We start from the raw sequence: 17712 nt of genomic DNA, 5'->3' as shown, positions 1-17712 counted from the left end.
TTCAGCCTGTCGGCTGGGTGCCTTCGACGATCGCGTCGTGGATTTCCTTGTCGGACATGCCGGTAATGATCCGCTCGACCTCGGCGACGCTGGTCTTCTTCGGGTCGATATCATCGGCGACCACCTTGCCTCGACGCATGACGACGATGCGGTCGACCACCTGGAAGACGTGGTGGATATTGTGGGCGATGAAGATGCAGGAGTGGCCTGAATCGCGGGCATTGCGCACGAAGCTCAGCACGCCTTGCGTCTCGGCGACGCCGAGATTGTTGGTCGGCTCGTCGAGGATGATCAGGTCGCTGTCGAAATGCATGGCGCGCGCGATCGCCACGGCCTGGCGTTCGCCTCCCGAGAGCGAGCCGATCGGTGTCGTCGGCGGGATGTTCTTGGAGATGCCGACCTGCTTGAGCAGGTCGCGGGCGACGACATTCATCGCCTCCTGGTCCATGCGGTTCAGGAAGCGCGGTGGCTTGAGCGGTTCGCGCCCGAGGAAAAGGTTGCGGGCGATCGACAGTTGGGTGACCAGCGCCGAGTCCTGGTAGATCGTCTCGATGCCATGGGCGATGGCGTCGCTGGTGCTGCGCAAATTCACCTTCTTGCCGCGAATGAAGATGTCGCCGCTGGTCAGCGGCACTGCGCCAGACAGGACCTTGATCAGCGTCGACTTGCCGGCGCCGTTGTCGCCGAGCAGCCCGACGATCTCCCGTTCATTGACATGGAAATTGGCATCCACCAGCGCCTGCACGCGCCCGTAGGACTTGCGGATGTTGGTCATGCGGATCAGTGGCTCGACCATGGTTCACGTCCCTGCCTGATGCCGGCGTTCCAGCCATGAGTGGAGCGCCATCATGCCGAGGATGATCGCGCCGATGAAGATGTTGTAGGCAAGGCCGGGCACGCCGATCAGCACGATGCCGTTGCGCATCACGCGCAGGATCAGGATACCGAGCACGGTTCCGATGATCGTGCCGCGCCCGCCGGTCAGCGCGGTGCCGCCGATCACCACCATGGCGATGACCTCGAGCTCGTAGCCGGTGCCGCTGTTGGGGTTGGCGGCCGAGGTGCGCAGCGAGGAGATGACCCCGGCGAGCGAGGCCATGACCGACGACAGGATGAACAGGCCGATCTTGACGCCGTTGACGTTGACGCCGCGCGCCCTTGCCGCGCTGGGGTTGCCGCCAGCCGCCTGGATCCAGTTGCCGATGCGGCTCTGCGTCAAAACGTAACCCAGCGCGATGGCGGCTGCGATGAACCAGAACAGCGACATGTAGATGCGGAATGGCCCGAGATAGAAATCGCCGACCAGTATGGTGGCGAGCCAGGTGCCGTCGGCGCTCCAGGTGCGCTGCGGAAAGCCGTCGGTCACGAACAGGGCAGTGCCGCGCACGACCAGCAGCATGCCCAGCGTCACCAGGAAGGACGGAATTTTCAGCTGCGTCACGAACCAGCCGTTGACCAGTCCGATGAAGGCGGCGACCAGCAAGGCGACGATGAAGCCGACCTCCAGCGAGGTGAGACCGCTGTTGAACAGCGTCCACATCAGCACCGGCGAGAAGCCGAAAAGCGAGCCGACCGACAGGTCGAATTCGCCCGATGTCATCAGCAGCGTCATGGCCAGTGCGATCAGGCCGAGCTCGACGGTGAAGGCCAGCGTGTTCGAGATATTCTGCGGCGACAGGAAATCGTGGTTGAACCCCCAGAAAACGGAGATCTCGACGACCAGCAGCACGAAAGGCCCGAATTCCGGCCGCGCGATCAGGCGTTGGAGTAGCGAATGATTATCCACGTTGGACCCGCGACATGGTTGGGATTGGCCGGCAGCTCAACGCATCGAGCGGTCCGAGGCGGCGGAAAGGCAATGTCTGGCGCCGCGCATCCGGAAGGACGCGCGGCGCTGTAGGTCTCGAGTCTTACTTGCCCGACAGGATCTTGTCGTAGACCCCAGCGGTGTCCTTTTCGTAGAGCGCGCCGGTGATCACGTTGAAGCCCGGAGGAATGCCTGATGCGGCCATGTTGGCGAGCGAAAGCGCCACATAGCTGGTCGCCTGCGGGTCCTGCCACTGGCCGGCATTGACGTAGCCGTTCAGCACTTCCTGCGTGGTGTCGAGCGAGTTGCCCCAGCCGACGACCGGGATTTCGCCCGGCTTGACGCCGACCTGGTCGAACACGCGCTTGATCGAGCCGGTGACCAGATCGCCAAGACCGATGATCGCCTTGACCTTGCCCTTGTGGGCGGTGAGGTAGTCGACCATGCGGTTGATGACTTCTGCCTGGTCGAGCGTCGCTTCGGTGACTTCATACGTGATTCCGAGCGGACCGAAGACGCTCTTGATGCCTTCCTCTTCCTGGACGCCATAGGTGGCGCCGGGGATTTCAACAGGCATCCAGACGAAATCGCCCTTCTTCACCAGGCCTTTGTCGACCAGATACTGCGCCCAGTGCTTGCCGAAGGTGACGTTGTCGCCGCCGACATAGGCATTGAAATTCGCCTTGGGGTCAGGCGTGTTGAAGTTGATGATCGGGATGTTGGCCGCGCGGGCTTCCTTGACGATCTCGACAAGGCTGCCCGGATCGGGACTGGTGGTGACGATGCCGTCGGCCTTGGCGGAGAGTGCGGCGCGAACCGCTTCCTGCTGCGAGGCGACGTCGCCATTGTGGAACGAGGTGTTGACGGTGTTGCCGGTGTCCTTCGCCCACTGCTTGGCGCCGGCGAGGAAGTAGGTCCAGACCGGATCGGCCGGGCCGCCATGTGAAATCCAGTAGAAGGTCTTGGCCTGTGCGGCCGCTGGAATGGCCAGCGCCACGATCAGACCAATTGCAAGTAATCGTAGCCTCGTCAGCATTTGGTTTCCTCCCATTTTGAAAATGACTACCAAGTCCAACTTCAGTTCCGGCAAAGAAACCGGACCGCGTCTTTTTGCCAGCGCCAGTCAGATACGTCAGAGCACCCCCTTTTTCAGCGGATGGCAAGCCTCCATTTGCAAGTGGTAGACGGGGGCGAGTGGGGCGCCATCAGCACCTCAATCAGATTACATCAGTTTGGATGAGATTTTCCCGGCAGGCGACCCTTCCTCGGCAGGCAAATTTCCATAAAGTGCGCCGGGCACAGGGAGGAAGCCATGACTGGAAAACGGTGGCGCGTCGTCGGCGTGAATTTTGATCACATGCATATTGGTGACCTGCTGCGTGAGGTTCACGACCATCCTGAAGCCGAGATCGTCGGCATCTGCGATGCCAGCCCTGAGCGGATGACAAGTGCGGCGGCGGCCCTCGACATTCCAGCGGACAAGATCTTCACCGATGTTCAGCAGTGCCTTTCGACAGTTCGTCCCGACCTGATCATCCTTTGTCCGGCAACCGCCGACCATGCATCGGCGGTCGAGCAGGTCGCGGGTTTCGGCGCCGACATTCTCGTCGAGAAACCTTTTGCGGCCTCGCTCGCCGATGCCGACCGGATGATCGCGGCGACACGGAAGTCCGGCGTTCGCCTCGCCATCAACTGGCCGCTGGCCTGGTATCCGCCGCATGTCACGACCAAGCGGCTGATCGACGAAGGCACGATCGGCGAGGTCATCGAAGTCCATTTCTATGACGGCAATCGCGGCCCCCTCTACCACCTTGCCGACAAGGTCGAGGTTTCCGACGAGGAGGTGCGGCGGGGCAAGCCGACTTCATGGTGGTACAAGGCCGCCTCGGGCGGCGGCAGCCTGCTCGACTATATGGGGTATGGCGCCACGCTCGGCACCTGGTTCATGGGCGGCCGAGCGCCGCTGATGGTGACATCGGTTGTCGACCGGCCCGAAGGTCTCGAAGTCGACGAGCATTCGATCACCGTCTGCCGCTATGCCACCGGCCTGTCGAAATTCGAAACGCGCTGGGGCACCTTCACCGACCCCTGGATGCTGCAGCCGCAGCCGAAATGCGGCTTCGTGGTGGTGGGAACCGAAGGCACCATTTCCAGCTACGACTATGAGCAGCACATCGGCGTGCAGACCAGGGCTCATCCTCAAGTGCGCAACATCGCCGTGGACGTGCTCGAGGCGCCGTTCCGCAAACCAGTGGAGTATGTGCTGCACTGCAAGCAAGCCGGCAAGCCGATCGAAGGGCCGCTCAATCCCGACCTGTGCCGGACCGCGCAGCGCATCATCGACACGGCGGTGCTGTCGGCACGCGAGGGACGGACGCTGGAGCTGCTGCCGTGACCCCTGGCAATGACGCTGAGCTGCCGGCGCCGGATTCCTACGCGCTGGTCGCCGCCGAAGCCAAGCCGATGGCCGCTCCAGTCCTCGATTATGCGCCGCCGATGCCGAAGGACAGATCTACGCCGATCGGATTGATCGGCGCCGGCGGCATCAGCTTCGCGCATCTCGATGCCTACAGGAAATCCGGGCTGAACGTCGTCGCCATTGCCGACCGCCACCTCGACCGCGCGCAAGGTCGGCGCGACCAGTTCTATCCGGACGCAATCGCGACTGACCGGGTTGAGGACCTGATCGGCAACCCCGGCATCAAGGTGCTGGACATCACCCTGCATCCGGCTGATCGGGCGCCGCTGATCCGGCGGGCGCTGGAGGCCGGCCAGCATGTGCTGTCGCAGAAGCCGTTCGTGCGCGACATGGCTCTCGGCCACGAATTTGTGGACCTCGCCGAAGCCAAAGGACTCCAGCTTGCCGTCAACCAGAATGGCCGCTGGGCGCCGCATCTGTCCTATATCCGCGAAGCGGTGGCTGCCGGGCTGATCGGGGAGGTAACCGGGGTGCACGTATCCATCCAGTGGGATCATTCCTGGATCGCCGGCACGCCCTTCGAAAAGATCGACCAGATCGTGCTCGACGACTTCGCCATCCACTGGTTCGATTTCCTGGCTAGCGTCATCGGTGACACCGCGCTGACTGTCTACGCGACCGGCACGCGTGCTGGGGATCAGCAGGTGGCCTCGCAGCTTCTGGCGCAGGCCATGGTTGCCTATCCGGGCGGACAGGCGTCGCTGGTCTTCGATGGCCACACCCGCTTTGGCGCACAGGATTCGACCGTCGTCATCGGCACCAGGGGAACGCTGCGCAGCACCGGACCCGATCTCGGCCGGCAGACGGTCAGTCTCACGACGGCCGAAGGCGTGGCCCGACCTGAGCTCACGGGCCAATGGTTCAATGACGGCTTTGCTGGCGCCATGGGCGCGTTGCTCGTCGCCATCGAGACCGGCAAACCACCGATCAATTCGGCGCGTGGCAATCTCGTCTCATTGCGCCTCGTCGAGGCGGCGATGGCCAGCGCGAAAACCGGCGCGCCGGTCGCGCTACGATAGCCTCGGGCGGCGGCGAAGGCCGCCGCTACCGATCCTCGGTGATCCTGAGATAGGCAGCGGTGACGAGCAGCACGATGGCGCCAAACAGGATGCGGCGCGCGCCTTCCGGCATTTGCAGCACGCTGAGCAGCGTCGTCAGCACGGTGAGGATGAGCGCGCCGATGATGGTGCCCGTGTAGCCACCGCGTCCTCCGAAGATGGATGTCCCGCCGATGACCGCCGCCGCGACCGAGGGCAGCACAAGCGGCTCGACCAGCGACAGCGACGGCGCCTTGATGAGGCCGACATAGAGTAGCCCCATGATGCCGGCGAGCAGGCTCGAAATGACATAGAGGGCAACGATGACCTGCCAGTAGACGACACCCGAAAGGCGCGTCGCCTTCTCATTGTCGCCGACCGCGTAGAGCAGCCTGCCGAAGCCGGTGCGGCGCAGGGTGAAGATGATGGCCGCCGCTACGGGAATGAACAGCAACAGCGCATTGGGAATGCCATAGCTCAAGCCGGTGCCGAGCCAGGCCAGGAAGTCGGGAACCTTGGTGCCTGTGGCGATGACGGTGCGCTGGTAGACCTGCAGGCAGCCTATGCCGATCAGGCTGGTGCCCAGCGTCATGATGAGCGGGTGGACGCGAAACACGCCAACGCCGATGCCGTTCGCCAGGCCGATCAGCAGGGCCGGCATCATGGCGATCAGGATCGCTATCGTCGGGTCAAAATGGGTCGCCTGCGTCGCCATGATGAAGGCGGCCATCGTTGCGACCGTTCCCACCGAAAGGTCGATGCCGCCGGTCAGCATCGTCATCGTCTGGCAGCCGGCCAGCATTGCCAGCGGAATCGCGAACTTGACCGTGTTGGCGATCCAGCGCTCGTTGACGATGCCGGGCCGAAGGATCTGCAGGACGACGACCAGAAGGATAAGCAGGACGACCAACGGCACCAGCGGCTGGTCGCTCATGAACCGCTTGAGGCGGCGGCCTAAGGAAACAGGCTGTGGTGACGTCACACTTGCGCTCATGATGTGCGGCCTCTCATCGCGAGATATGCGCCAAGCATCACGACGACCACCATGATCGTGCCTTCGACGATCGCGGTGACGTTGGGATCGATGGCGAGCAGCGTCAGGTCGGTTCGCACCAGGCGCAGCACGAAGACGGCGACGATCGGGCCGACCAGCCCGCCACGGCCGCCGCCAAGCACCACACCGCCCAGGACCACGGCGGCGACGCTGGCCAGCAGGTACGGCCCCGGAATGGGCGCGCCGATGCCGGTGCTCATGGTCAGCGTCAGTCCGCCCATCGCGCCGAACAGACCTGAAAAGGCATAGGCGATGGTCTTGGTGCGCGCCACCGGAACGCCGCTGCGGAAGGCGGCGAGCGGGCTGCTGCCGATCGCATAGATGGAGAGGCCAAGCCAGGAACGCCTGAGCGGAATCCAGACGATGCCGAGGCAGACGAGTAGAAGTAGCAGGCCTTTGGGCAACCACGCATTGATCGCGTCGGGAATGCCCGGAATCTGGATCGTGCCAACAATCAACTCCTTCAGCCATTCGGCGGCGGCACCGCCGGGCGAGTCGAGCACGAGCAGCGCCGCTCCCTGCAGCACGAAGAGCATCGACAGCGTCACCACGATGTCGGGAACACGCGTGACGACGATCAGGATGCCGTTGAGCGCACCGAGCCCGGCGCCCATCAGCAGCACCATCGGTACCACCAGCAGCGCGAACTCCTCGCTGGCGCCATTCATCATGTAGGCCGCCGTGACGCTGGTCAGCGCCATCATCGAAGCAACCGACAGGTCGATGCCTCCGGCGATGACGACGATCGTCTGCGCCGCGACGGCGAAGGCGAAGGGCAGGACGGCGCGGACCAGCGATCCGAAATCACCAGCGCCGTAGCCGGGCTGGATGATCTTGGTGATGACGAACAGCAACGCCAGCAGCACGAACAGGCCTGTGACCCAGCCATTTTTACGGACAAAACGGATCATCGTGCGCCTGCCGGAGTGTTCGAGGCGCCGGCCAGGATGCCGATATCCTCCTGCGCGTGGCGGGGAAGGCCATAGGAGGCGCGGGTGAGGGCGGCTTCGTCGGCAATATCTGTCGGCAGCACATCGACCACGCGCCCGCCGAAGATGACGATGGCGCGGTCGCAGACGCGCTGAACCTCTTCGAGTTCGGACGTGTAGTACAGCACCGATTTGCCCTGGGCAGCGAGTTCGCGCAGCAGTCTGTAGATCTCCTGCTTGGTGCGCACGTCGATGCCGCGCGTTGGATCGAAGCAGAGGATGGTGCGGGCGTCCGCCGCGATCCAGCGGGCGATCGTCACCTTTTGCTGGTTGCCTCCGGAAAGCCGCTGCACCTCGCGTTGCGCCCTTGTGTCGATCTGCAGCCGCTCGATGGCGCGGGCGACGGTGGTGCGCTCGCGGCCCATATTGATCGGGCCCCAGTTGCGCAGCCGGGCGCTGAAGGGCAGGGCGATGTTTTCACGGACCGATTGCTGCATCAGCAGCACTTCGGTGCGGTCGCCGGGAACGTAGGCGATGCCGAGGTCGATCGCGTCAGTGGGGTGGCTGAACTGGACAGCCTTGCCGTCAACCTCGATCGTTCCTCCGGACGGGCGGATGGCACCCGAAAGCGCGCCGAACAGCTCATCCTGCCCCTGGCCTTCCAGGGCGACCACGCCGGCGACCTCGCTATCCCGGAGGTCAAACGAGACGTCCTGAAGCTTGGTCCCGACGCGCAGATTGCGCACGCTGAGCCGGGGATGGGTCGCTTCAACCGTTCCGGCCGCGCTGGCGCCGCCGCTCTTGGTGTAGGTCTTCTCGACGCGCGCGCCGAGCATCAGCTCGACGATCTTCTCCTCGATGCCGGGCACGATGTCGACGACACCCACGGTCTCGCCGTCGCGCAGCACGGTGGCGCGGTCGCACATCGCTGAGATCTCGATGAAGCGGTGCGAAATGAAGATGACGGAGCGTCCGCTCTTGCTCTGTTGCCTGACGACGTCGATCACCCGCTCGGCGAGGTTTGCCGGCAGCGCCGCGGTCATCTCGTCGAGCAGGATCACGTCCGGTTCGACGGCCAATGCACGGGCCAGGTCGAGCACCCTCAGGATCGCCAGCGGAACATCCCGCGCCATGTCGTTGACGTCGAGATCAGGGACGCCGAGTTCACGCACCCAGGCGCGGAACGGCTCGAGCGGCGTGCCGGTCAGACGGAGGTTGGAGACGATGTCGAGATCCGGGATCAGCGACGGTTCCTGATAAACGGGAACCAGCCCGGCCCGGCGGGCATCGGCTGGAGAGCGCACGTCACGTGCCTGGCCGCGAATCCTGATGTCGCCCTTGTCGGCACGGATCGCGCCGGTCAGAATCTTGACCAGGGTGGACTTGCCGGCTCCGTTCGCGCCCATCAACGCATGGACTTCGCCCGGCAGGACCGAGAGCGACGCGTTGCGCAGCGCCGCCACGGCGCCATAGCTTTTCGCCACACCGGTGGCGTCGAGGATGGGATTCGTCGTCAAGGGTGCGATCCAGGGTTAAATGGCAGGGACGGCAAACACCTTTGCTTGCCGTCCCTGCTTGTCATTTCAGGTCGGTCGATTATTCGCCGGGGCCCTTGCAGGCCACGATCTGGTCCTTGGTGTACGTCGTCCAGTTCGGGATCGAGATCGAAACCGGCCACTCGGGCGACAGCGACGGATCGGCCGCTGACTTCAGCTGAGCCTTGCCGGCGTCGGTGACGTTTTGCCACAGCGACGGCTCGACCAGCACGGTCTGCTGAGCCGGCTTCTTGCCATCAAGGATCTGCAGGGCAAGCGTGACGCCCGCGCCGCCGATCGAGCCCGGGTTGGTGACCGCCGCGCCCTTCAGCCCCTCGACCTTGTTGAGCTGGCCGACGAAGCCCGCATTGTCGGCGCCGACGATCGGCACCAGTGCTGTCTGAGACTCCGTCAGCGCGTCGACGATCACGTTGTCGATGCCCGAGGTCCAGATGCCGTTGAACGGCGTTCCGGTGGCGATGAAGTCGAGGATCTGCTGCTTGGCCTGGTCCTGCTGCCAGCCGGTGAAGACCTCATGCACGACCTTCACGTCCGGAAATTCCTTGAGCGCTTCCTTGAAGCCTTTGTCGCGGTCGCTGTCGGCCGAGGCGCCGGCGGCGCCACGCATGTAGACGACGCCGCCCTTGCCGCCCATCTGCTGGAACAGCCATTTGGCGCCGAGATAGGCGTATTTTTCCTGGTTGTTCGAGATGATGTAGGCCGATGGTTCGGTAACCGCCTGGTCGACGGCGACGACGACGATGCCGGCCTTGGTGGCCTCGGCCAGTGCCGCCTTGATACCCGCCGGATCGGCCGGGTTGACGACGATGGCGTCGACCTTGGCACTGATCAGGTTGCGCAGGTCTTCCAACTGACCGGCCGCGTCGGTGTTGCGGTGGGCGATGTTGAGCTTGGCGACCTCGCCCGAGGCGAGCGCCTGCGCCTTGATCGCGCAGATCATCTCTTCACGCCAGCCATTGCCCTGCACGGTGTTGGAAACACCGATCGTGTAGGTCTTTCCCGCCGCCATCGCGGCGCTCGAGCACAGACCAGCCGCAAGCGCGGCAAACCCGATTTTAACAAGCATTTTCATGTGTAACTCCTCCACTGTTCAGTTCTGTCTTACCGTACGGAAAACCTCTCCGTCGCGGATTGGGTGATCACGCAGCGATCGTGGTCCATGCGCCTCCATTTTCATGGGAATCCACGGCCGCCTCGATGAAACGCATGCCGGCAAGGCCATCATGAATGTTGGGCACGGCGGCGACAAGGGCCGGGTCAGGCGTCCTGCCGGCGCGGCGGGCGGCAATCAGCGCCGCCGCATCACGATAGAGATTGGCAAAGCCCTCGACATAGCCTTCCGGATGCTCTGCCGGCATGCGCGAGACCGATCCCGCTGCCTGGCCGACGCCTGGCCCTCCACGCGTCAATGTACGGGCCGGTTCGCCGAACGCCGCGAAATGCAGCACCTCGGGCTCATGAGCGAACCATTCCAGGCCGGCCTTTTCGCCATATATTTTCAGCGACAGCCGATTGTAGTTGCCGGGCGAGACCTGACTGGCGATGAGCACGCCGCGCGCGCCGCTGGCATAGCGCATCAGCACATGGGCGTTGTCGTCCAGGCGGCGCCCTGGCACGAAGGTCGTCAGGTCGGCGGCAATCGCGTCCGGCATCTGGCCGGTGACGAATTGCGCGAGGCTGTAGGCGTGCACGCCGATGTCGGCGAGACAGGCCGAGCGCCCGGCGCGTGCGGGGTCGGTGCGCCATTCCGCCTGCTTCTGGCCGTCGGCGTCGATCGGCAGCGTCAGCCAGTCCTGGATATATTCGGCACGCACGATGCGGATCTTGCCGAGCGCGCCGGAGGCGACCATGGCGCGTGCCTCGCGCACCATGGCATAGCCGGTGTTGTTCAGGGTGACCGCGAACACCAGTCCGCTTTTCGCGGCACGCCGAGCCAGATCCTCGGCCTGCTGCAAGGTAGCCGACAGCGGCTTGTCGCAGATGATGTCGATGCCGGCGTCGAGAAAGGCCGCGGCCACCGGCGCATGCATATGGTTCGGCGTGACGATAACAACCCCCTCGATACCGTCAGCGCGCGCCGCTTCGGCTTTCGCCATCTCCTGGTAGCTGGAATAGGCGCGGTCAGCGGCGATGCCGATGTCGGCGGCGGACAGGCGTGCCCGCTCGGGGTCAGAGGACAGTGCGCCGGCGACAAGCTGGATGCGGTCGTCAAGCCTCATCGCCAGGCGGTGCACGGCGCCGATGAAGGCTTCGCGGCCGCCGCCGACCATGCCGACCCTTAGCTTGCGTGTCTCGATCGCGTCATTGGTGGCATGAACCATGGTTCAGCCCCTCAAGCCGAGAAGCCGGCCAGCCTGCATCGTCTTCCTCCCAAGCCATGCGTTCTTTTTTCGATAAAGTACTGCATGTGAATTTCCAAAAGTCAAATTATGAAATTCCTGATTCTTGACCATTTTCAACCTCTGCCAGAGGCTAGAAAATCGCGGATGACGAGAAGCGCCGGCTGCTTCCGCAGCTTGGCCACATTGTCAGCGAGGCGGGCTCTTATTGCAGTGTCGCTGCGCAGGTCGAAACCGAAGATCCCATCAATTTCCAGCATGCCATCAACCAAAGTTGCGGCATCGCCGCCGCTGGCGGTGCCGATAGCTCGCGTGCGCTCGGCAAACGGATCGTTGACCTCGATCCTTTGGCCGCCGCTGTCGCGACCGCTCGCATATTGCATCCAGCCGGCGATGCCGAGCAGCAGGCCATCGCAAGGCGTTCCTGCACGCAGCCCGGCGCGCAACGGCTCGAGCAAGCGCTGCTTGATCTTCTGCGAGCCATCCGTCGATATCTGCTGCGTTCGATGTTTCAGGGCTGGGTTCCTCAGTCGCCTGATCGTTTCCGTGACATAGCCGGCCACGTCGACACCTGGAACAGGCGGCAGGTTGGGCACCACCTCGCGCGTGATGATTCGCTCGGCGAATTCGGCGAAACCCTCCTGCGCCATCACGTCCGACATGAATTCGAGGCCGGAGAGGACGCCGAGCTGGCACAGGTTCGACTGGATGCCGTTGACCACCCGCATCTTGAGGATCTCGTAAGGTGCAACGTCCCTGACGAAGAGCGCGCCGGCTCGGTCCCAGGCCGGCAGGGGGCCATCAAAACGGTCTTCCAGAACCCACATGCGGAACGGCTCGCCGACGACGAGACCCAGATCCTCGACGCCGGTCTCCAATGCGAAGGCAGCGATGTCCTCCGGCCGCGTCGCCGGCACGATGCGGTCGACCATGGTGTTCACGAACTGCGCTTCCCGCGCGACGCGATCGTGCAGGGCGGGATCGATCCGTGCTGCGAGCCCTAGCACCGAGCGCCGCAAGGTCGAGCCATTGTCTGGAACATTGTCGCAGCTGATTAACGCCGGCAGCGGCGTGCCGGATTGAAGCCGAAGCGCCAGCATGCGCAACACGAAACCCGGCACGGAGACCGGCGCTTGCGGATTGGCGATGTCGTGGCGGATGTCGGGGTGATCGAGATCGAGTTCACCCGTCGCCGGAATATGGCAGTAGCCTTTTTCCGTCACGGTCAGGGTCACCACGCCGATTGCGGCACTGCTTGCCGTATCCAGCGCGCGCTTCAGCGTTTCATGATGCGAGGGCTGACCCTCGCCGGGCACCGAGATCGTATCCACCATGGCGCCGATCAGCCGGCGGTCCGTCTGGCTGCCGTCACGCAGTTCGCGGCAATAGAGGCTGCCTTGCGCACCGAGCGTAGGGCCGAGATCAGGCGCGCGCAGGTTGACACCGACAATGCCCCATGGCCCGAAGGCGGCTTCCAGGGCGTCGTCGGTATATTCGGCCTGGTGACAGCGATGAAAGGCGCCGACCCCGAGATGCAGAATACCCGGATTGAGGCGTGCCCGGTCATAGGCAGGGCGCCGGACCGGGGCGGGCAAGCGGTCCAGGCTGGACGCGCCAAGCCGGATAGGTTGAGCGGCCGCACCCATCACGCAATTCCGCGCGGCGGTGCACCAAGCACGGCCTGTTCCATATCGATCAGCGTGCCGGTCATCAGGCCCGACATGTCGCTGAGCAGGAACAGCGCCAGTTGCGCGACTTCGTCCATGGTCAGCAGTCGGCCAAGCGGCATGCCGGCGGCGGCGGCCTTGGCCCAGTCTTCGCCCTTGCCCAGCTTGCGCGCCTGCATCTCCTGTTCGGCAGGCGTCGCCACCCAACCCATATTGATGCCGTTGACGCGGATGCGATCGGCAAGGTGCGCGTTGGCGATGTTGCGGGTCAGCGTCGACAGCGCGCCCTTGGTTGCCGAATAGATGGCAAGGTCGACTGCGCCGCAATGGGCGTTCACCGATAGGATGTTGACGATCGATCCCGGTGCCCGCCGCGCCTTCATGTCGGCCACCGCCGCCTGCATCAGGAAGAACGGCGCGCGTGCGTTGACGGAAAACAGCCTGTCCCAGTCATCCATGGAACCGGTTTCCAGCGAGGCGCGGTCGGTGAGCGCTGCGGCATTCACCAGGCAATCGACGCGACCAAGCTTCTTGATCGCTTCCGCCATCACGGCAGCCGGCGCGGCGGGTTCGGCAAGGTCGGCCTGGATGAAGACGACGGGCTGATCGGGCCGGGTCAGTTGGCTGGCCACGCGAGCGCCGCGCTCGGCGTTGCGGCCGACAATGGCGATGGCCTCGACGCCTGCGGTCGAGGCCAGCCGGGCTATTGTCTCGCCAAGCCCTTGCGTTCCTCCCGTGACGACGAGCGTCTTGCCCTCAAGTGCTACGATCAACGGACCCTCCCAAATGCCGATGAATAGAAAATTTCCAATTTTATGATTATAGAATTATGTTTCCATCGGTAGTGAGTCAAGCGCTGCCAATACGACGGTCAGCCTTCAGCGGTCGATCAGGCTGCCCAGGCTGACGATGATCGATTGGCAGAGAACCATCGCCGGCACCTGCGAGCGGAAATGCCCGAGACGGGCCTCCTTCACATACAGCGTATGCGTTCCGAGTTTGGCCACCGGGCTCAGTTCATTGTCGGTGATGACAAGCAATTTGCGGCCTTTCTTGTGGGCGGCTTTCGCCAGTTCGACAGTCTCCGGCGTGTAGTCGTCGAAGGTCAGCACGAAGAGCACGTCGTCAGGTGCCATCGCGGCCAGCTGCTGCTCGCGCATGGCGCCCATATTGTCGATCAGATGCGCCCGTTTTCCGACCCTTGAGAAGCCGTAGTAGGAATAGGTGCCGACGCCGAAGGCGCCGCGCGCCGCGGCGATGTGGACGGCGCCGGACTGTCGGAGCACCTCGACGAAGCCGCGCAGGGTTGCTGCATCAATGTCTTCGCGCACTCTGAGCAAAGCGTCCATCGCGGCCAGCACGAACGTGTCGAACACGACATGCGGATCGTCCAGTTCGAGATCCGCCGACAGCGGTTTGCCGGGGCCTTCGGAAAGCGCCTTCATGCGGTCGGAATAGGTCATCTTCGGTCCGACAAGGCGCTGGCGAAAGACGTTCTGCAGGCCGCTGAAGCCGTCGAAGCCCATTTCCTTGGCAAAGCGCGAAATCGTCGAAGGATGCGTGCCGGCCTGCCTGGCGATCTCGACGATGGTGTAGATCGCCACGTCTTCAGGATTGTTGAGGAAGAACTGGGCGACCTGCTGCAGCCGCTTGCTCAGCTTCGATTTGCCCTCCGACAGCGCCGCGACAAGGCTGCCGTAGTCGTCCGTCGCTCTCTGTTCGGACGCCATTGGCTCACCCTTCCATCCGCCGGCGCGTTTCGCGTCGAATTCCAGAAAGATAATTCCATATTCCTCGTTGTGGAAAATTCAATGGTTGAAATCACGCTTCGAGCGGCAACCGGTTCGACCGCTTGATCTGCGTCAGGGCAAAGCTCGATTCGATCGAGGCGACGCCTTCGAGCCGCGTCAGCTTCTCCTTCAGGAAGCGCTCATAGGCATGCAGGTCCCGCACGACGATACGAAGCAGGTAATCGCGCTGGCCTGTCATCAGGTAGCAATCGACGACCTCCGGCCAGCGCGTGATCGCCGCGCTGAACCGTTCCAGCTCGTTCTCGCGCTGACGCTCCAGCTTGATCGATGCGAACACGGAGATCGGCAGGTCGACGAGATCCTGGTCGATGACGGCGGTGTAGCTGGTGATGACACCCATGTCCTCCATCAGCCGGACCCGGCGTGCGCACGGCGAAGCCGAGAGGCCGACCTTGTCGGCAAGCTGTTGCGCGGTCATGCGCCCGTCGATTTGCAGAGCATCGATGATCTTGCGGTCGATATCGTCGAGCCGGGTTTTTGGCATAGAACACCATTCTTGATGCCGGAATTGATGAAAATACCTAAACTGGTCTCGTTGAAGGTGCAAGTTTGGCGAAAATCGTCCGTAGGCCTGACATATGCTGGACAGGTTCAGAAGTGGGAGGAAGGTGCTTGGACAAGGGGAAGTTGAAGGCGCTTTCGGCGCTGGAGAAAAAAGTGCTCTGGCTGGCGGCGTGGATGATCCACAACGCCAACCATCTTCGCGAAAACACCGACGGCCTGAAGGTTGGCGGCCACCAGGCGTCATCGGCCTCGATGGCCACCATAATGACCGCGCTCTACTTCTCCGCGCTCAGGCCGGAAGACCGCATCGCGGTGAAGCCGCATGCATCCCCTGTATTCCACGCCATCCAGTATCTGCTGGGCAACCAGACTCGCGAGAAGCTCGAGCAGTTCCGCGCCTTCGGCGGCGCGCAAAGCTATCCGTCGCGGACCAAGGACATCGATGACGTCGATTTCTCTACCGGCTCGGTGGGGCTCGGCGTTGCCCAGACGCTGTTCGCCTCGCTGGTGCAGGACTATCTGCGCGCCCGCGACGAGAATTTTGCGGAAGGCCGCATGGTGGCGCTGATCGGCGACGCCGAGATGGATGAGGGCAACATCTTCGAGGCGCTGCTGGAAGGCTGGAAGCATGGCCTGCGCAACTGTTGGTGGATCGTCGACTATAACCGCCAGAGCCTTGATGCCGTGGTGCGCGAAGGCCTATGGGAACGCTTCGAGAGCATCTTCCGCAATTTCGGCTGGGATGTCGTCATCCTCAAATATGGCTCGCTGCAGCAGGCGGCTTTCGCTGAACCCGGTGGCGAGGCGTTGCGCGCCTGGATCGACGCCTGTCCGAACCAGCTTTATTCAGCGCTGACCTTCCAGGGCGGTGCCGCCTGGCGCAAGCGCCTGCTGGCCGACATTGGCGAGGAGCCAGGCATCGCGTCGCTGCTCGAACGTCGTCCCGACGCCGATCTGGCTGGAATGATGACCAATCTCGGCGGTCATGATCTGCCCTCCTTGCTCGATGCGTTCGAGACGGCGCGCGGCAACGACCGGCCGACCTGCTTCATCGCCTACACCATCAAGGGCTTCGGGCTGCCGCTTGCCGGCCACAAGGACAACCATTCCGGCCTGATGACCAGGGACCAGATGGCGACGTTTCGCACGTCGATGTCGGTCAGCGAGGGCCGCGAGTGGAACGCCTTCGAGGGATTGGATGTCGGAGATCTGGAGCTGCAGCGGTTTCTTGACGCGGTTCCGTTCGCGGCCAAGGGCCAGCGGCGCCGTCACGCGCAGCGCATCATCGTGCCGGACCGCCTTGTCTCTGAGGCCAAGGGCAGCGTGTCCACACAGGTCGGCTTCGGGCGGATCCTGGATGAGATCGCGCGGGCCGGCGGGCCGCTCGCCGATGCCATCGTCACCACATCGCCGGACGTGACGGTTTCGACGAATCTCGGCCCATGGGTGAACCGGCGCGGGCTCTTCGCCAAGGAATCGCTGGCGGATACGTTCCGCAACGAACGCATCGCTTCGGCGCAGAAATGGGAGTTCGGCACGTCCGGCCAGCACATCGAGCTTGGCATCGCCGAGAACAATCTGTTCATCCTGCTGTCGGCGCTCGGCCTGTCGCATTCGATCTTTGGCAAGCGCCTGCTGCCGATCGGCACGCTCTACGACCCGTTCATCCAGCGCGGCCTCGATGCACTCAACTATGCCTGCTACCAGGATGCCCGCTTCCTGCTCGTCGCCACGCCGTCGGGTGTCACACTGGCGCCCGAAGGCGGAGCGCACCAGTCGATCGCCACCCAGCTGATCGGCATGGCGCAGGACGGGCTTGCCGCCTATGAACCGGCTTTCGTCGACGAGTTGAGCGTCATCATGCGCTTTGCGCTGGATTACATGCAGCGCGATGGCGACGCCGTGCAGTCCGAGCGCACATGGCTGCGCGACGAGACCGGCGGATCGGTCTATCTGCGCCTGTCGACACGGCCGGTCGAGCAGATTGGCCGTACGATGACGCCGGAACTTGAACAGGACATTGTCGATGGCGGCTACTGGCTGCGCCGTCCAGGCCCGAATGCCGAACTGGTCGTGGCCTACACCGGCGCCCTAGCACCCGAGGCCATCGAGGCGGTCGGCATGATGGCCGAGGACCGCCGCGATGTCGGCCTGCTGGCGGTAACCTCGGCCGATCGGCTGAACGCCGGCTGGACTGCAGCGAGCCGCGCGCGCGAACGCGGCCTCGTCCATGCCAGGAGCCATGTCGAAAGGCTGTTCGCCGATCTCCCGCAGCATTGCGCGATCGTCACGGTAACCGACGGCCACCCGGCATCGCTGGGCTGGCTGGGTTCGGTCCACGGTCATCGAACGCGTAGCCTTGGTGTCGAGCATTTCGGCCAGTCGGGAACGATCGACGACCTCTACCGTCACTTCGGCATCGACGCGAATTCGATCGTCGCGGCCGGCAATGGCATCGCGGCTGGACGGCCGATGCGTTATCTGCGCGCGTTGGATTGATACTGTCGGCGGGCATGGACTCCCGGCACG

Annotated in this window: 15 protein-coding genes; 3 read left to right on the top strand and 12 right to left on the bottom strand. The window is 63.7% G+C overall.

The window, feature by feature from the left end; all coding sequences use genetic code 11:
* Window position 1 precedes the first annotated feature (1 nt).
* The 3 genes from ABVQ20_RS13530 to ABVQ20_RS13520 form a co-directional block, all read right to left on the bottom strand.
* The gene (locus tag ABVQ20_RS13530) at window positions 2–796 is read right to left on the bottom strand and encodes an ATP-binding cassette domain-containing protein (protein ID WP_354459998.1); all 795 of its coding nucleotides are present in this window, start codon (window positions 794–796) and stop codon (window positions 2–4) included.
* Between the two features lie 3 nt (window positions 797–799).
* The gene (locus ABVQ20_RS13525; RefSeq protein WP_354459997.1) at window positions 800–1786 is read right to left on the bottom strand and encodes an ABC transporter permease; all 987 of its coding nucleotides are present in this window, start codon (window positions 1784–1786) and stop codon (window positions 800–802) included.
* Window positions 1787–1910: 124 nt separating this feature from the next.
* A complete protein-coding gene (locus ABVQ20_RS13520; RefSeq protein WP_354459996.1) occupies window positions 1911–2843 on the bottom strand; it encodes a sugar ABC transporter substrate-binding protein in 933 nt (310 codons plus the stop codon).
* A gap of 276 nt (window positions 2844–3119) precedes the next feature.
* Here ABVQ20_RS13520 and ABVQ20_RS13515 point away from each other — a divergent pair, with 276 nt between their 5' ends.
* The gene (locus tag ABVQ20_RS13515; protein ID WP_354459995.1) at window positions 3120–4202 is read left to right on the top strand and encodes a Gfo/Idh/MocA family protein; all 1083 of its coding nucleotides are present in this window, start codon (window positions 3120–3122) and stop codon (window positions 4200–4202) included.
* On the top strand, window positions 4199–5305 hold the full coding sequence (locus ABVQ20_RS13510; protein ID WP_354459994.1) for a Gfo/Idh/MocA family protein: 1107 nt from the start codon (window positions 4199–4201) through the stop codon (window positions 5303–5305). Before ABVQ20_RS13515 ends, ABVQ20_RS13510 begins: the two co-directional genes overlap by 4 nt.
* A gap of 25 nt (window positions 5306–5330) precedes the next feature.
* On the opposite strand, the gene ABVQ20_RS13505 is transcribed toward ABVQ20_RS13510, so the two are convergent.
* From ABVQ20_RS13505 to ABVQ20_RS13465, 9 genes are all read right to left on the bottom strand, one after another.
* On the bottom strand, window positions 5331–6317 hold the full coding sequence (locus ABVQ20_RS13505) for an ABC transporter permease (protein ID WP_435528340.1): 987 nt from the start codon (window positions 6315–6317) through the stop codon (window positions 5331–5333).
* Window positions 6314–7288 carry an ABC transporter permease gene (locus ABVQ20_RS13500; RefSeq protein ID WP_354459992.1) on the bottom strand — a complete coding sequence of 325 codons (975 nt, stop codon included), beginning with the start codon at window positions 7286–7288 and terminating at the stop codon, window positions 6314–6316. Before ABVQ20_RS13500 ends, ABVQ20_RS13505 begins: the two co-directional genes overlap by 4 nt.
* Window positions 7285–8823, bottom strand: a complete 1539-nt coding sequence (locus tag ABVQ20_RS13495) for a sugar ABC transporter ATP-binding protein (RefSeq protein ID WP_354459991.1) — start codon at window positions 8821–8823, stop codon at window positions 7285–7287. The genes ABVQ20_RS13500 and ABVQ20_RS13495 overlap by 4 nt, the downstream gene beginning before the upstream one ends.
* Window positions 8824–8902: 79 nt before the next feature.
* Window positions 8903–9934 carry an ABC transporter substrate-binding protein gene (locus ABVQ20_RS13490; RefSeq protein WP_354459990.1) on the bottom strand — a complete coding sequence of 344 codons (1032 nt, stop codon included), beginning with the start codon at window positions 9932–9934 and terminating at the stop codon, window positions 8903–8905.
* A gap of 67 nt (window positions 9935–10001) precedes the next feature.
* The gene (locus ABVQ20_RS13485; protein ID WP_354459989.1) at window positions 10002–11183 is read right to left on the bottom strand and encodes a Gfo/Idh/MocA family protein; all 1182 of its coding nucleotides are present in this window, start codon (window positions 11181–11183) and stop codon (window positions 10002–10004) included.
* Between the two features lie 134 nt (window positions 11184–11317).
* Entirely contained in the window at window positions 11318–12847 is a 1530-nt protein-coding gene (locus tag ABVQ20_RS13480) for a mannitol dehydrogenase family protein (protein WP_354459988.1), read from the bottom strand.
* Window positions 12847–13641, bottom strand: a complete 795-nt coding sequence (locus ABVQ20_RS13475; protein WP_354459987.1) for an SDR family oxidoreductase — start codon at window positions 13639–13641, stop codon at window positions 12847–12849. Before ABVQ20_RS13475 ends, ABVQ20_RS13480 begins: the two co-directional genes overlap by 1 nt.
* A gap of 105 nt (window positions 13642–13746) precedes the next feature.
* Complete coding sequence (locus tag ABVQ20_RS13470; RefSeq protein WP_227348610.1) at window positions 13747–14598, bottom strand: MurR/RpiR family transcriptional regulator; 852 nt, start codon at window positions 14596–14598, stop codon at window positions 13747–13749.
* Window positions 14599–14689: 91 nt separating this feature from the next.
* Complete coding sequence (locus ABVQ20_RS13465) at window positions 14690–15163, bottom strand: Lrp/AsnC family transcriptional regulator (protein WP_227348609.1); 474 nt, start codon at window positions 15161–15163, stop codon at window positions 14690–14692.
* A 194-nt stretch (window positions 15164–15357) separates the two neighbouring features.
* On the opposite strand from ABVQ20_RS13465, the gene ABVQ20_RS13460 reads away from it, so the two are divergent.
* The gene (locus ABVQ20_RS13460; RefSeq protein WP_354462174.1) at window positions 15358–17682 is read left to right on the top strand and encodes a thiamine pyrophosphate-binding protein; all 2325 of its coding nucleotides are present in this window, start codon (window positions 15358–15360) and stop codon (window positions 17680–17682) included.
* Window positions 17683–17712: the final 30 nt, after the last annotated feature.

It is taken from the genome of Mesorhizobium shangrilense, from assembly GCF_040537815.1.
Taxonomy (GTDB): domain Bacteria; phylum Pseudomonadota; class Alphaproteobacteria; order Rhizobiales; family Rhizobiaceae; genus Mesorhizobium; species Mesorhizobium shangrilense.
Note: the sequence above shows the minus strand (reverse complement) of the source record. Positions and strands in the feature narration are given on the sequence as shown.